Origin of the sequence: Mycolicibacter senuensis (assembly GCF_003284925.1) — a bacterium.
Taxonomy (GTDB): domain Bacteria; phylum Actinomycetota; class Actinomycetes; order Mycobacteriales; family Mycobacteriaceae; genus Mycobacterium; species Mycobacterium algericum_A.
On record NZ_QMEX01000104.1, the window covers coordinates 1 to 13,198 of the forward strand.

Sequence of the window (13,198 nt, forward strand, 5' to 3'; positions counted from 1 at the left end):
CGGCCCGGCTCCGTCAACGATCCGTGCGCCAAAAACGCTCCCCGCCAAGCGGCTTCGGCGTCGGCGACGCTGCCGCCGACAACCTGGGCGGGCAGGCCGCGCACCGGTCGGCCACGCAAGTCCAGCAATCCGGTCTGGCGGGCCAGTGCTTCGCCGTCCTTGGTGACCCGCAGCACGTAGCGGGTGTTCTTGCGCATCCCGCTCGCGGTCAGGACATGCACGATCGCGCTGTAGCCGTACAGGTCGAAGATGTCCTTGCGCAACCGGCGCGCGATGACGCCCAGATCCACCTCGGCCTCGACCACGACCCGGCCGGCCACGATGTGCAGCCCGCCGGCGAAGCGCAGCAACGCCGCGACCTCGGCGCGGCGCGCCGTGACCGAACTAACCACGAGACGGCTCAGCTCGTCCTTGACTTCCGCCGTCATCGCCACGACTTGTCACCTCCCGGCCCGAGCCCGCTCGGTCCACTCACGCCGGATCGCCGGCCCCCGCCCTCGACGGGCGCTGTGGCCGGTGTCGGGATCCTCCGCGACGACGCGCCGGTCTCTCGAACCCCGTCCAGCGCTGCCGCCAATTTTCCTGGGTCATGTAAAGGTGTACCAGGTCTGGCGACGTCCACGAACCGAACCTCGGCTTCGAACAGGGTCGCAGCGCGACGCAACTGTTCGCGTTCGCGTTCACTGGGCACCCGGCCGGCGTCGATGATGATGTGATCGACGGTGAAACCCGGGGCGTGCTGGGCCAAGACGTGCAGGTGGCGCTCCACCGAGAATCCGGCGGTCTCCCCCGGTTCGGCGACCAGGTTGAGCACCAGGGCGCGGCGGGCTTTGGTGCCCTGCAGCGCCGACGCCAGCCCGGGTACCAGCAGGTGCGGGATCACGCTGGTGAACCACGATCCCGGGCCCAGCACCACCAGATCCGCCGACATGATGGCGTCGACGGCTTGCCTGGTCGCCGGCGGGTTGCCCGGCAGCAGCCGCACCCGGCGAACCTTGCCCGGGGTGGTCGCGATCGCCACCTGGCCGCGGATCAGCCGGGACAGCCGCGGGTCGGCGTCGAGCCCGGACACGTCGGCTTCGATCTGCAGCGCGATCGGGCACATCGGCAGCACCCGGCCTTTGACACCGAGCATCCGCCCGAGTTCATCGAGCGCCGCCACCGGGTCGGCCAGCACCTCGTTGAGGCCGGCCAGCAACAGGTTGCCGATCGGGTGGCCGGCCAGCGCGCCGGTGCCGCCGAACCGGTGCTGCAGGATGGTGGCCCACAGCCGTCCGGTGGGGCTGTCGGAGGCCAATGCCGCCAGCGCCATGCGGAGATCCCCCGGCGGCACCACGTCCAGCTCGCCGCGCAACCTCCCCGACGAGCCGCCGTCGTCGGCCACGGTGACCACCGCTGTGACGTGCGGGGTCAGCCGACGGGCGGCCGACAGCGTCGCATACAGGCCGTGCCCGCCGCCGAGCGCGACGATGCCCGGGTTGCCGTTGGCGGGCTCCACACTCATTGGCGCCGCTCCTCATCGCTCCGCGAGCTCCGTCCCCCGCAAGCGGGTGGGGGTACCCCCAGCCGCACAGCGGCGAGGGGGTGCGCCCCCACGGCATCGTCGCCGGCGCAACTCATTCGCGACCCAGATCCCGGTGCAGGACGCGCACCGACAACTCGTCCAACGCGTCCTCGGTGTCCAACCGCAGCGCCAGCGCCTCGGCGATGGCGACACTGCGGTGCTTGCCGCCGGTGCACCCGATGGCCACGGTCATGTATCGCTTTCCCTCTCGTCGGTAGCCGCCCACCACCAGCGACAGCAGCCGATGGTAGGCGTCGAGGAATTCGTCTGCACCCGGCTGGCTCAACACGTAGTCGCGCACCGCCGGATGCTGTCCGGTGTGCGGACGCAGTTCGTCGACCCAGTGCGGATTGGGCAGAAACCGCACATCCATCACCATGTCGGCGTCCATCGGCAGACCGTACTTGTAGCCGAAGGACTCGACGGTAACCGATGTCGGAGCACTGACGGCGTCCCCGCCGAACATCTCCTCGATGCTCTCCCGCAGCTCGCGCACACTGAGCACCGAGGTGTCGATCACCAGGTCGGCCACCGCGCGCACCGGCGCCAGCATGACCCGCTCGGCGGTGATGCCCTCGGTGAGCGTCTGCTGGCCCTGCAGCGGATGACTGCGCCGGTTGTGCTCGTAGCGGCGGATCAACACGTCGTCGCCGGCCTCCATGAACAGCACTCGCGGGTTGATGCCGCGGGTGGCCAGCTCGGTGCGCACCGAGTCGAGGTCGCCGGTGAATCCGGCCGAACGCACGTCCATCACCACCGCCAGCTGGGTGATCCGGGAGCCTGCCGCCAAGCCCAGGTCCACCATCCGGGCGATCAGCTCCGGCGGCAGGTTGTCTGCGACGTACCAGCCCAGGTCCTCGAGCACCTTGGCGGCGGTCCCGCGCCCCGCACCGGACAGCCCGGTGACCAGCACCACGTCGATGCCGGCACCGTCTCCGGGGCCGCCGACGTCGCGCTCCCGCACGCCCTTCGGCAATTCGCTGTTCATCCCGACATCCGTTGCTGTTCAGCGGCACCCGTCGCGCCGTCGGCCCCCAGTGCCTCGAGTACGGCCGCCGCGGTCGCCGCGCCGATTCCCGGGATCGAGGTGAGCTCCTCGACGGTAGCCCGTTTCAGCCGTGCCACCGAGCCGAAATGGGAGATCAGCACCTTGCGCCGATGCTCACCGAGCCCGGGCACCGCGTCCAGCACCGACGCCGTCATCCGCTTGGACCGCTTGCTGCGGTGGTAGGTGATGGCGAACCGGTGGGCTTCGTCGCGGATCCGCTGCAGCAGATACAGGCCTTCGCTCTGCCTCGGCAGGATAACCGGGTCCGGCTCGGAGGGCACCCACACCTCCTCCAGCCGCTTGGCCAGGCCGATCGTCGCGACGTCGGTGATACCGAGCTCGGCGAGCACCGCGGCCGCCGCGTTGACCTGCGGGGCGCCCCCGTCCACCACATACAGATTCGGCGGATAGGCGAACTTACGTGACTTGCCTTCCGGGGCAAGAACTTCGGTGTCCAGGTGACGACGGAACCGGCGGCGGGTGACCTCGGCGATCGATGCCACGTCGTCGGAGCGGCCCTCGCCGGCCGCCTCCCGGATGGCGAAGTGGCGGTAGTCCGACTTACGGGGCAAGCCGTCCTCGAACACCACCAGGGACCCGACCACGTCGGTGCCCTGCACGTGGCTGATGTCGACGCATTCGATGCGCAGCGGAGCGTCGGCGAGCCCCAGTGCCTCCTGAATGTTCTGCAGCGCAGCTGACCTGGCGGTGAAGTCTCCGGCCCTCTTCAGCTTGTGTTGCTGCAGTGCGTCTTTGGCATTTCGTTCAACGGTCTCGGCCAGTGCCCGCTTGTCACCGCGCAACGGCACCCGCAGCGACACCCGCGAGCCCCGCAGCTCGGAGAGCAAGCTGATCAATTCGTCGGCGTTGGCCGGCAGACAGGGCACCAGCACCTCGCGCGGCACCGGGTTGATCGGCTCGTCGGCCGAGCCCTCCAGCGCAGCCTGATCGCCGTAGAACTGGGTGACGAACTGCTCAACGAGACGCTCCAGCGAGTTCTCGGAATCTCCGGGGTCGCCGGGCTTTTCGACGATCCAGCCGCGCTGGCCGCGAACCCGCCCGCCACGCACGTGGAACACCTGGACCGCCGCCTCCAGATCGTCGTCGGCGAACGCCACCACGTCGGCGTCGGTGCCGTCGCCGAGCACCACGGCCTGCTTCTCCAGCGCCCGTTTCAGCGCGGCCACATCATCTCGCAACCGCGCGGCCCGCTCGAAGTCGAGCTCATCGGAGGCCGCCAGCATCTGCTGCTCGAGGCTGCGCACCAGCCGGTCGGTCTTGCCCGCCAGGAAGTCGCAGAAATCCTCCACGATCCGGCGGTGCTCCTCGGCGCTGACGCGTCCGATGCACGGCGCCGCGCACTTGCCGATGTAGCCCAGCAGGCAGGGCCGTCCGATCTGTTGATGCCGCTTGAAAACCCCGGCCGAGCAGGTGCGCGCCGGAAACACCCGCAGCAACAGGTCCAGGGTTTCGCGGATCGCCCAGGCGTGCGAGTAGGGACCGAAGTACCGGACCCCCTTGCGGCGCGGTCCGCGATAGACCATCAGCCGCGGGTATTCCTCGTTGAGGGTGACGGCCAGCACCGGATAGGTCTTGTCGTCGCGGTAGCGGACATTGAACCGCGGGTCGAACTCCTTGATCCAGTTGTACTCCAGTTGCAGCGCCTCGACCTCGGTGCCCACCACCGTCCACTCCACCTTCGCGGCGGTGGTCACCATCTGGCGGGTGCGCGGGTGCAGGCCGGCGACATCGGCGAAGTAGGACGTCAGCCGCGACCGCAGGCTTTTCGCCTTGCCCACGTAGATGACCCGGCCGTGTGAGTCGACGAACCGGTAGACACCGGGCTCGACGGGAATGGAGCCGGGCGCCGGGCGGTAGGTCGCGGGGTCTGGCACGTAACCAGGCTACTTTCTACGGCGAGCAGACATGAAAGCCCCGTTTTCAGGCAGAACAGCGGGCCGTCACTGCGGGTACCGCCCGGTTGCGGGGGACTTCTCGCCGGGGGGACGGTAGCGCGCCACCAGGGCCCGCAGCGTGCGCATGGCTTCCACTGCGGCCTCCTTGTCGGCGGACTGGATGGCGACCAGCGGAATGTATTCGTCGTCGGGCAGCTCCAGCCGGGCCCATCGCTTGCCCGGCGGGAAGGACACCCCGAGCACATCCGACCACGGGATCAACCGATCGCCGAGCCCGTTGCGCACCGACACCCCGGATTCGCCCGCCCGCACCCGGGCCCGCGTCCACACCAGCAGTGAGCCGGCCACGATGATGCCCAGCACCACCACCGCCACCCGGTCGTAGGTGCGAAAGATGACCCCGCTGGAGCGGATCGTCAGCAGAAAGCTCACCACCACGTGAATCGCCACGATCAGGATCGCCGCACTCCACAAGCCGATGCGCATCAGGCGCGGACGCACCTCCAGATCCCACTGCGGGGATCCCGACCCGGCCATCACGGCGCGGCGCGCAGGTCGCGCAGGGTCAGCGCCGTGCTCAGCGCGGCAGCGGCGGCCTGGGCCCCCTTGTCCTCGCTCGACCCGGGCAGTCCGGCGCGGTCCAGCGCCTGTTCCTCATCGTTGACCGTGAGCACGCCGTTGGCCACCGGTATCGCCGCATCCAGCGACACCCGGGTCAGCCCCTGGGTGACCGCGTCACACACGTAGTCGAAATGCGGTGTCCCACCGCGGATCACCACTCCCAGTGCGATGACCGCGTCGTGGTTGCGGGCCACCTCCTGGGCCACCACCGGAATCTCGATGGCCCCGAGAACGCGCACCACCGTCGGTTCGGTGATGCCGGCGTCGGCGGCCACGGTGCGGGCGCCGGCCAGCAGGGCGTCACAGATCCGCGCGTGCCAGGTGCTGGCCACGATCGCCAACCGCACGCCCGGGGCGTCCAGGGCCGGCATGTCCGGCACACCCAGGCCGCTCATCGATGCCGCTCTCCCACGACAGCGCGGCTCACAGCGCCCCGCCGAACTCGCCCGGCAGGTGTGCGGAATCGTCGAACTCCTCCAGTCCGGTCAGGTCGTGGCCCATCCGGTCGCGCTTGGTCATCAGGTAGCGGATGTTCTCGGCGTTGGCCCGTACCGGCAGCGGAACCCGCTCGATGATGTGCAACCCGTAGCCGTCCAGCCCCACCCGCTTGGCCGGGTTGTTGGTGAGCAGCCGCATCGAGCGGACGCCGAGGTCCACCAGGATCTGCGCCCCGATGCCGTAGTCGCGTGCATCGGCCGGCAGCCCCAGTTTGAGGTTGGCGTCCACGGTGTCGTCGCCGGCGTCCTGTAACTGGTAGGCCTGCAGCTTGTGCAGCAGCCCGATGCCGCGGCCCTCGTGGCCGCGCATGTAGAGCACCACCCCGCGGCCCTCGTGCGCCACCATCGCCAGCGCGGCGTCGAGTTGCGGCCCGCAATCGCAGCGCCGTGAACCGAACACGTCACCGGTCAGGCACTCCGAGTGCACCCGGACCAGCACGTCGTCGCCGTCGTTGTGCGGGCCGGCGATCTCGCCGCGAACCAGCGCCACGTGCTCGACGTCCTCATAGATGCTGGTGTAACCGACCGCCCGGAACTCGCCGTGGCGGGTCGGGATGCGGGCCTCGGCGACCCGCTCGATGTGCTTCTCGTGCTTGCGGCGCCACTCGATCATGTCCGCGATCGAGATCATCGCCAGACCATGCTCGTCGGCGAAGACCCGCAGCTCGTCGGTCTTGGCCATCGCGCCTTCGTCCTTCTGGCTGACGATCTCGCAGATCGCGCCGGCGGGCTGCAGGCCGGCCATCCGGGCCAGGTCGACCGCGGCCTCGGTGTGGCCCGGCCGGCGCAGCACCCCGCCGTCCTTGGCCCGCAGCGGCACCACGTGACCCGGCCGGGTGAACTCGTCGGCGGCGGCCGCCGGGTCGGCCAGCAGCCGCATCGTGGTGGCCCGGTCCGAGGCCGAGATCCCGGTTCCCACATTGTTTTTCGCGTCGACGGTGACGGTGTAGGCGGTGCCGTGCTTGTCCTGGTTAAGCGCATACATCGGCAGCAGGCCCAGCCGGTCGCAGATGGCGCCGTCCAGTGGCACGCACAGATACCCGGAGGTGTAGCGCACCATGAACGCCACCAGTTCGGGGGTGGCCTTCTCGGCGGCGAAGATCAGGTCGCCTTCGTTCTCCCTGTCCTCGTCGTCGATGACGACGACGGCTTTTCCTGCCGCGATGTCGGCAACCGCCCGCTCGACGGTGTCCAACTTCGTCATCTATGCCACCCTTGAGTTCGCCGTCTCCGGGCCGCCCGATCGGCGTAACCCGCCCGTCCAGTATGAACCACCGGGAGGCCGCGCCTTGCCGCGTGACTCGGTGAGCGGGATCTGGCACCGTGTCGGCACGGCGCTCAGCAGCCCGCTAGCGGCCGTGACCGTGCCTTTACCAGCGGCGATCCCGGGTCAAGCCAACAGCAGCAACTCCGCGGCGGCCGCGAGCACCTGGTCGGTACCCTGCCCGAGATCTGCAAGGAGTTGGCTCACGTCCGCCCCGACGTCGCCGGGGGCGGTGACCATGTCACGCAGGTCGCCGATCACCGGTACCAGCAGCTCGGTGACCAAAACCGTTGACAACGTGCTCGCGTAGACACCAGAAAGCAGGTTCATCAATTCGACGGATGAGGTGGCGAAGAACCACTGCCCGAGGCTCTCGGTCGGGTCGGTGGTGCCCAGCAAGAAGTCGTTGTCGGTGATCACGTCGCCCAGCCCGATATCGTTGAGGAAGCTGTCCAGATCACCCACATCCAGCCCGAAGCTGTCGCTGGTCAACGCCACCTCAGCACGGTGTGCCGCCGGGCCGCGAGTCGACAACACCGGCGCGGTGGCGACGCTGAGCACGGCGGCGAACAGCACCGCCCCGGTGGCAGATGTCACGCGATTGCCGCTGTGCAGCATTGATTCTCCTACGTCCTCGTCCGCAAGTCGGTAGGCCAACTTACGCCGCGAAGACCGCGATTCACCCGCCGTCACATGCCGCTGACAGTGACCTCGTAGGCAATTCACCGGCTGGTGGTCACCAGTCGCTCGACATACTTGGCGATGACGTCGACCTCGAGATTGACCAGCGTGCCGACCGGGGCACGACCCAGCGTGGTCAGCTGCAGGGTGGTCGGAATCAGCGACACCTCGAAGAAGTCGTCGGGGTCACAGCCCAGCCCGGCGACGGTCAGCGAGACGCCGTCGACGGTGATCGAGCCCTTCTCCACCACATAGCGCGCCAGGGCGGCGGGCAGCGCGATGCGCACCACCTCCCAGTGCTCGCCGGGAGTGCGGGAAAGCACCCGGCCGGTGCCGTCCACGTGGCCCTGCACGATGTGGCCGCCCAGCCGGCTGCCCAGTGCGGCCGCGCGCTCCAGGTTGACCGGCCCGCCGACCTGCAGGGATCCCAGGCTGGACCGATCCAGCGTCTCGCGCATCACATCGGCGGAGAACCGGCCGCCGGGCAGCACCTCCACCACCGTCAGGCACACCCCGTTGACGGCAATCGAATCGCCGTGGCGGGCGTCGGACACGACGGTCGGGCCCTGGATGACCAGGCGCGCGGCGTCGGTCAGCTCGTCGCGGCTGACCAGCTCGCCCAGTTCCTCGACGATTCCGGTGAACATCACAACAGGCTAGCGACGATCGCAAGCGCGACGGAGTCGGGCGCAGCGGGTCGGCGCCAGGCGCACAACGATCGCAAGCGCGACGGAGTCGGGCGCAGCGGGTCGGCGCCAGGCGCACAACGATCGCAAGCGCGACGGAGTCGGGCGCAGCGGGTCGGCGCCATCGGTTATGCGCCCGCTGGACCGCCCCCGGCTGGGCGGCCTCTATACGATGTCACCCATGCGCAGACTTGTGATCGCCCTGGCCACCGCCACCACCGCTGCCGCGCTGTTCGCCGGCTGCTCCAGCAAGGATGCCGGCGGGCCGTTGCCGGACGCGACGACGCTGGTCAAGGAGTCGGCCGCCACCACCGCCGACCTCAAGAGCGCCCACCTGGCCCTCTCGGTGACCGGCCAGATCAAGAACCTGCCGGTCAAGACGCTCGAGGGTGATCTGACCAACGAACCGACCACGGCGGCCAAGGGCAGCGCGACGATCACCATGCTGGGCTCGGACGTCGACGCCAAGTTCGTCGTGATCAACGGCGATCTGTACGCGGCGATCACCGGTGACGACTACGACAACTACGGCGCCGCCGACAAGATCTACGATGTGGCAGCGATCCTGAGCCCCGACAAGGGGCTGGCCAACATGCTGGCCAAGCTGAAGGACCCGAAGGCGCAGGCCCGCGACACCATCAACGGCCAGAAGGCGGTCCGGGTCACCGGCGATGCGCCCGCCGACGCCGTGAACGCCCTGGCCCCGCAGCTCAAGGCCACCGCGTCGACGCCGGCCACGGTCTGGATCCAGGAGGATGGCGACCACCAGCTGGTCCAGGCCCAGCTCGACCCCAGTGCCGGCAACTCGATCCAGATGACGCTGTCGAACTGGAATGACCCGGTCACGGTTGAGAAGCCGGCGGGAGCGTGATGCGGGTCAACCGCAGACTCGCAATCAGCGCAGGTAGCCTCGCGGTCCTGCTCGGTGCCCTCGACACATATGTCGTAGTCACCATCATGCGCGACATCATGGCGCCGCAGCCTGCCGGTGTCGGGATCCCGATCAACAAGATCCAGCAGCTCACCCCGATCATCACCTGCTATCTACTCGGCTACATCGCCGCGATGCCGCTGCTGGGCCGGGCGTCGGACCGATTCGGCCGCAAACTGCTGCTCCAGGTGAGCCTGACCACGTTCGCCATCGGCTCGGTGGTGACCGCACTGGCGATGGATCTGTCGATGCTGGTGGTGGGCCGCACCATCCAGGGCGTCGCCAGCGGCGCGCTGCTGCCGGTGACGTTGGCCCTGGGCGCCGACCTGTGGTCGCAGCGCAACCGCGCCGGTGTGCTCGGCGGGATCGGCGCCGCCCAGGAACTCGGCAGCGTGCTCGGGCCGCTCTACGGCATCTTCATCGTCTGGCTGCTGCGGGATTGGCGCGACGTGTTCTGGATCAACGTGCCGCTGACCGCGATGGCGATGGTGATGATCCACTTCAGCCTGCCGTCGCGGGCCGACGCCGCCCCGGATGACGCGCCGCCCGAACGCGTCGACGTGGTCGGCGGGCTGCTGCTGGCGGCGGCGCTCGGGCTGGCCGTGATCGGCCTGTACAACCCCGAACCCAACGCCAAGCAGGCACTGCCCGATTGGGGCCCCCAGGTGTTGGCGGCCGCCTTGGCGGCCACGGTGCTGTTCGCGTTGTGGGAGCGGTTCGCCCGCACCAAGCTGATCGACCCGACCGGCGCCCGGTTCGGGCCGTTTCTGGCCGCGCTGGGCGCCTCGGTGTGTGCCGGCGCGGCACTGATGGTCACGCTGGTCGACGTCGAACTGTTCGGGCAGGGCGTGCTGGGCATGACCCAGAACGAGGCCGCCGGATTGCTGCTGCGGTTCCTGGTCGCGCTACCGGTGGGTGCGCTGCTGGGCGGCTGGATCGCCACCCGGGTCGGCGACCGCGGGGTGACGTTCGTCGGCCTGTTGATCGCGGCCGGCGGCTACTGGCTGATCTCGAAATGGCCGGTCGATCTGCTGGCCTACCGGCATGACATCTTGGGGCTGTTCTCGCTGCCCGCCCTGGACACCGACCAGATGCTGGCCGGCTTCGGGCTGGGGCTGGTGATCGGCCCGTTGACGTCGGCGGTGATGCGGTCGGTTCCGCCGCGCGAGCACGGCATCGCCGCGTCCGGCGTGGTGGTGGCCCGCATGACGGGGATGCTCGTCGGGCTGGCCGCCCTGTCGGCGTGGGGCCTGTACCGCTTCAACCAGATCCTGGCCGGCATCCCCAAGGTGCCCGGCGGCAGCCTGGCCGAGAAGATGGCCGCGACCGCGCACAACTCGAAGCTGGCGTTCGCCATGATGTACGGCGAGATCTTCGGGATCACCGCGATCGTCTGTGTGGTGGGCGCGGTGCTCGGGCTGTTCATCGGCAGCAACAAGGTTTCCGTCGAGGACCCCGACGCCGCTGTTTCTGTTGCGCGAGCAGACGTGAAGGCCCCCTGAATCGTCCTATTTTGGGGGACTTCACGTCTGCTCGGCGCCGCTGGGATGGCTCAGTGCGGAACCAGGGACAACAGCAGATCCGGGCCGATCGGCTCGACGGTGTCGAACCGCCACCGCAGCGCCCGGGCGATGCTGGACACGCCGACATCGTCGACGGCGGTGATCGGCCCGCCCAGCAGGATCGGCGCCACATAGGCCAGGATCCGGTCGATGGCCCCGGCCCGCAGGAATGCCCCGGCCAGCGTGGGACCGCCCTCCAGGAGCACATCGGTGCGATCCGAGAGCGCCCGCAGCACCTCGGCCGGATCGTGGGTGCGGATCACCATGGTGCGTGAGTCGTCGTTGAGCACCTGGGCGTCTGCGGAGATCTCGCGCTCCCCCACCACCACCCGCAGCGGCTGCCGGTCGGCCAGGGTGCCGTCGGGCAGCCGGGCGGTCAGCGTCGGATCGTCGACGAGCACCGTTCCGGTGCCCACCACGATGGCGTCCGCGGCCGCGCGGCGGCGGTGCAGGTCGGCCCGCGCCGCCTCACTGGTGATCCATTGGCTCGACCCATCGGCGGCGGCGCTGCGCCCGTCGATGCTGGTGGCGTACTTCCACGTCACATGCGGCAAACCGGTGCGCTGCTTGTGCAACCACTCCCGCAGCGGCCCGACGGTCACCGCGGCGGCCTGCACCCCGGAGAGCACCTCGATCCCGGCCGCCGCCAGCCGCGCCGGCCCGCCGGTGTGGCACGGGTGGTCTATGCCGTCGAGGACCCCAACCCCGAGGCGGCCGGCACCGCCTCCACACACGGCGGCGTTCGGCCGTGGTGGTTGCAGGGCGCCAGTGTGACCACCACGGTGCCGCCGGCGGCCAGCTCGCCGGCGCGGCGCAGTGCCACCACCTCGGCGTGCGCCTCACCGGTCGGCCGGGTCCCGCCGACACCGACCACCTGGCCGTCACGGTCGAGCACCACCGCACCCACCGGCGGATTGGGATAGGTGTTGCCCTTGACCTGCTGCGACTGGTCGATCGCGAGCAGCATCGCCGCATCGAAGCCGGCGGCGTCCGTCGCGGCCGGGGCGCTGTTCATGCCTCGGCTCCTTGCTCGTTCGTCCCTCGCTCGCCGTCGCCTTCGGGGTTCATGCCTCGGCACTCATGCGCGCAGATGCGGCGAGGCGGCGAGGGCCTGGCGGCGCAGTGATTCGACCGCGGCGCCCGGGTCCTCGGCGCTGTAGACGGCCGAACCCGCGACAAAACAGTCGACGCCGGCCTCGGCGGCCTGTTCGACGGTGTCGGCGTTGATGCCGCCGTCGATCTCCACCAGGATGCTCAACTCGCCGGCGTCGACCAGTTTGCGCACCGCGCGCACCTTGCTCAACACCTCGGGGATGAAGGACTGCCCGCCGAATCCCGGTTCCACCGACATCACCAGCAGGGTGTCGAAGTTCCGCAGGATCTCCAGGTAGGGCTCCAGCGGCGTGCCCGGTTTGATGCTGAGCCCGGCCCTGGCACCCGCGGCGCGGATGTCGCGCCCGACCGCGATCGGGTCGTCGGTGGCCTCGGCGTGGAACGTGACGTTATGGGCGCCCGCCTCGGCGTACGGCGGCGCCCACCGGCCCGGGTCCTCGATCATCAGATGGCAGTCCATCGGGATGTCGGTGGCCGCCAGCAGGCTTTCCACCACCGGCAGGCCGATCGTCAGATTGGGCACGAAGTGGGCGTCCATCACGTCGACGTGCAGCCAGTCCGCGCCCTTGACGGCGTCGGCCTCCTCGGCGAGTCGGGCGAAGTCCGCCGACAGGATCGACGGCGCGATCATGGGTCGTGACACGTGGCTCAGCCTACTTGTAGCGCCGCGGCGAACATGGCGTCGGTGCCGTGCCGGTGCGGCCACAGCTGCACGTGCGGGCCTTCCCCGAGCAGGCCCAAGCCGTCCAGCGGCGCGAACAACGACCGGGTGTCCAGCGCCGTCACCGGGTGCCGCCGCAGCGCGTCGGCGACCACGCCGACGGTTTCGGCCAGGTGCGGCGAACACGTCGCATACAGCACCACGCCGCCGGGCCGGGTCAGCGCGATCGCCGCGGCGAGCAGTTCGCGCTGCAGTTTCGCCAATACCGGGACATCGGCGGGCTGGCGGCGCCAGCGCGCTTCGGGGCGCCGCCGCAATGCGCCCAGGCCGGTGCACGGCGCATCGACCAGTACCCGGTCGAAGCCGGGCGGCAACCCCGAATCGCGGCCGTCGGCGGTCAGTACCGCTACATCCAGGCCGCGGGTGTTCTGGGTGACCAGGTCGGCGCGTTGCGGCGACTGTTCCACCGCGGTGACCCTGGCCCCGGTCGCGGCTCCCAGCGCGGCCAGCAGCGCGGTCTTTCCGCCGGGCCCGGCGCACAGGTCCAGCCACCGCCCGGTGTCGTCGCCGGCCACCGGAGCCAATGTCAGTGCCCGGGCCACCAGTTGACTGCCTTCGTCCTGCACCAGGGCCGCACCGGCCTGCACCGGCTCC

Annotated in this window: 12 protein-coding genes and 2 pseudogenes; 2 read left to right on the plus strand and 12 right to left on the minus strand. The window is 69.8% G+C overall.

What is annotated here, in order from left to right:
* From whiA to DQP56_RS18345, 9 genes are all read right to left on the minus strand, one after another.
* Positions 1-434: DNA-binding protein WhiA (whiA, locus tag DQP56_RS18305; protein ID WP_526022713.1), on the minus strand; the 434-nt coding region annotated here is incomplete at its 3' end.
* Positions 425-1,504 carry a uridine diphosphate-N-acetylglucosamine-binding protein YvcK gene (yvcK, locus tag DQP56_RS18310; protein WP_112687806.1) on the minus strand — a complete coding sequence of 360 codons (1,080 nt, stop codon included), beginning with the start codon at positions 1,502-1,504 and terminating at the stop codon, positions 425-427. The genes whiA and yvcK, both read right to left, overlap by 10 nt.
* Before the next feature lie 112 nt (positions 1,505-1,616).
* Positions 1,617-2,552, minus strand: coding sequence for an RNase adapter RapZ (rapZ, locus tag DQP56_RS18315; protein ID WP_112687809.1), 936 nt, complete (start codon positions 2,550-2,552; stop codon positions 1,617-1,619).
* Positions 2,549-4,507: an excinuclease ABC subunit UvrC gene (gene uvrC, locus DQP56_RS18320; RefSeq protein ID WP_112687811.1), complete on the minus strand. Its 1,959-nt coding sequence runs from the start codon at positions 4,505-4,507 to the stop codon at positions 2,549-2,551. The genes rapZ and uvrC overlap by 4 nt, the downstream gene beginning before the upstream one ends.
* A 66-nt stretch (positions 4,508-4,573) precedes the next feature.
* Positions 4,574-5,065 carry a PH domain-containing protein gene (locus DQP56_RS18325; protein ID WP_165825071.1) on the minus strand — a complete coding sequence of 164 codons (492 nt, stop codon included), beginning with the start codon at positions 5,063-5,065 and terminating at the stop codon, positions 4,574-4,576.
* Complete coding sequence (gene ribH / locus DQP56_RS18330; protein WP_112687815.1) at positions 5,065-5,544, minus strand: 6,7-dimethyl-8-ribityllumazine synthase; 480 nt, start codon at positions 5,542-5,544, stop codon at positions 5,065-5,067. Before ribH ends, DQP56_RS18325 begins: the two co-directional genes overlap by 1 nt.
* Positions 5,545-5,572: 28 nt before the next feature.
* Entirely contained in the window at positions 5,573-6,850 is a 1,278-nt protein-coding gene (locus DQP56_RS18335) for a bifunctional 3,4-dihydroxy-2-butanone-4-phosphate synthase/GTP cyclohydrolase II (protein WP_112687817.1), read from the minus strand.
* Between the two features lie 186 nt (positions 6,851-7,036).
* Positions 7,037-7,507, minus strand: coding sequence for a hypothetical protein (locus DQP56_RS18340; protein ID WP_133258963.1), 471 nt, complete (start codon positions 7,505-7,507; stop codon positions 7,037-7,039).
* Between the two features lie 125 nt (positions 7,508-7,632).
* Positions 7,633-8,238, minus strand: coding sequence for a riboflavin synthase (locus DQP56_RS18345; protein ID WP_112687821.1), 606 nt, complete (start codon positions 8,236-8,238; stop codon positions 7,633-7,635).
* A gap of 211 nt (positions 8,239-8,449) precedes the next feature.
* Between DQP56_RS18345 and DQP56_RS18350 the strand changes: the two genes are divergently transcribed.
* Both DQP56_RS18350 and DQP56_RS18355 read left to right on the plus strand, forming a co-directional pair.
* A complete protein-coding gene (locus tag DQP56_RS18350) occupies positions 8,450-9,148 on the plus strand; it encodes an LppX_LprAFG lipoprotein (RefSeq protein ID WP_165825072.1) in 699 nt (232 codons plus the stop codon).
* Complete coding sequence (locus DQP56_RS18355; protein WP_112687823.1) at positions 9,148-10,710, plus strand: MFS transporter; 1,563 nt, start codon at positions 9,148-9,150, stop codon at positions 10,708-10,710. The genes DQP56_RS18350 and DQP56_RS18355 overlap by 1 nt, the downstream gene beginning before the upstream one ends.
* Positions 10,711-10,760: 50 nt before the next feature.
* On the opposite strand, the pseudogene ribD reads toward DQP56_RS18355, so the two are convergent.
* From ribD to DQP56_RS18370, 3 genes and pseudogenes are all read right to left on the minus strand, one after another.
* Positions 10,761-11,785, minus strand: a pseudogene (gene ribD, locus DQP56_RS18360) (bifunctional diaminohydroxyphosphoribosylaminopyrimidine deaminase/5-amino-6-(5-phosphoribosylamino)uracil reductase RibD).
* A 63-nt stretch (positions 11,786-11,848) separates the two neighbouring features.
* A complete protein-coding gene (rpe, locus tag DQP56_RS18365) occupies positions 11,849-12,526 on the minus strand; it encodes a ribulose-phosphate 3-epimerase (protein WP_205868912.1) in 678 nt (225 codons plus the stop codon).
* A 5-nt stretch (positions 12,527-12,531) separates the two neighbouring features.
* Positions 12,532-13,198, minus strand: a pseudogene (locus DQP56_RS18370) (rRNA cytosine-C5-methyltransferase); the annotation flags it as partial.

Coding starts and splice junctions, on each gene's coding strand:
- rapZ (WP_112687809.1), bottom strand. CDS start 2,552: ATGAACAGCGAATTGCCGAAGGGCGTGCGGGAGCGCGACGTCGGCGGC.
- DQP56_RS18325 (WP_165825071.1), bottom strand. CDS start 5,065: ATGGCCGGGTCGGGATCCCCGCAGTGGGATCTGGAGGTGCGTCCGCGC.
- DQP56_RS18355 (WP_112687823.1), top strand. CDS start 9,148: ATGCGGGTCAACCGCAGACTCGCAATCAGCGCAGGTAGCCTCGCGGTC.
- DQP56_RS18345 (WP_112687821.1), bottom strand. CDS start 8,238: ATGTTCACCGGAATCGTCGAGGAACTGGGCGAGCTGGTCAGCCGCGAC.
- DQP56_RS18335 (WP_112687817.1), bottom strand. CDS start 6,850: ATGACGAAGTTGGACACCGTCGAGCGGGCGGTTGCCGACATCGCGGCA.
- ribH (WP_112687815.1), bottom strand. CDS start 5,544: ATGAGCGGCCTGGGTGTGCCGGACATGCCGGCCCTGGACGCCCCGGGC.
- yvcK (WP_112687806.1), bottom strand. CDS start 1,504: ATGAGTGTGGAGCCCGCCAACGGCAACCCGGGCATCGTCGCGCTCGGC.
- DQP56_RS18350 (WP_165825072.1), top strand. CDS start 8,450: ATGTCACCCATGCGCAGACTTGTGATCGCCCTGGCCACCGCCACCACC.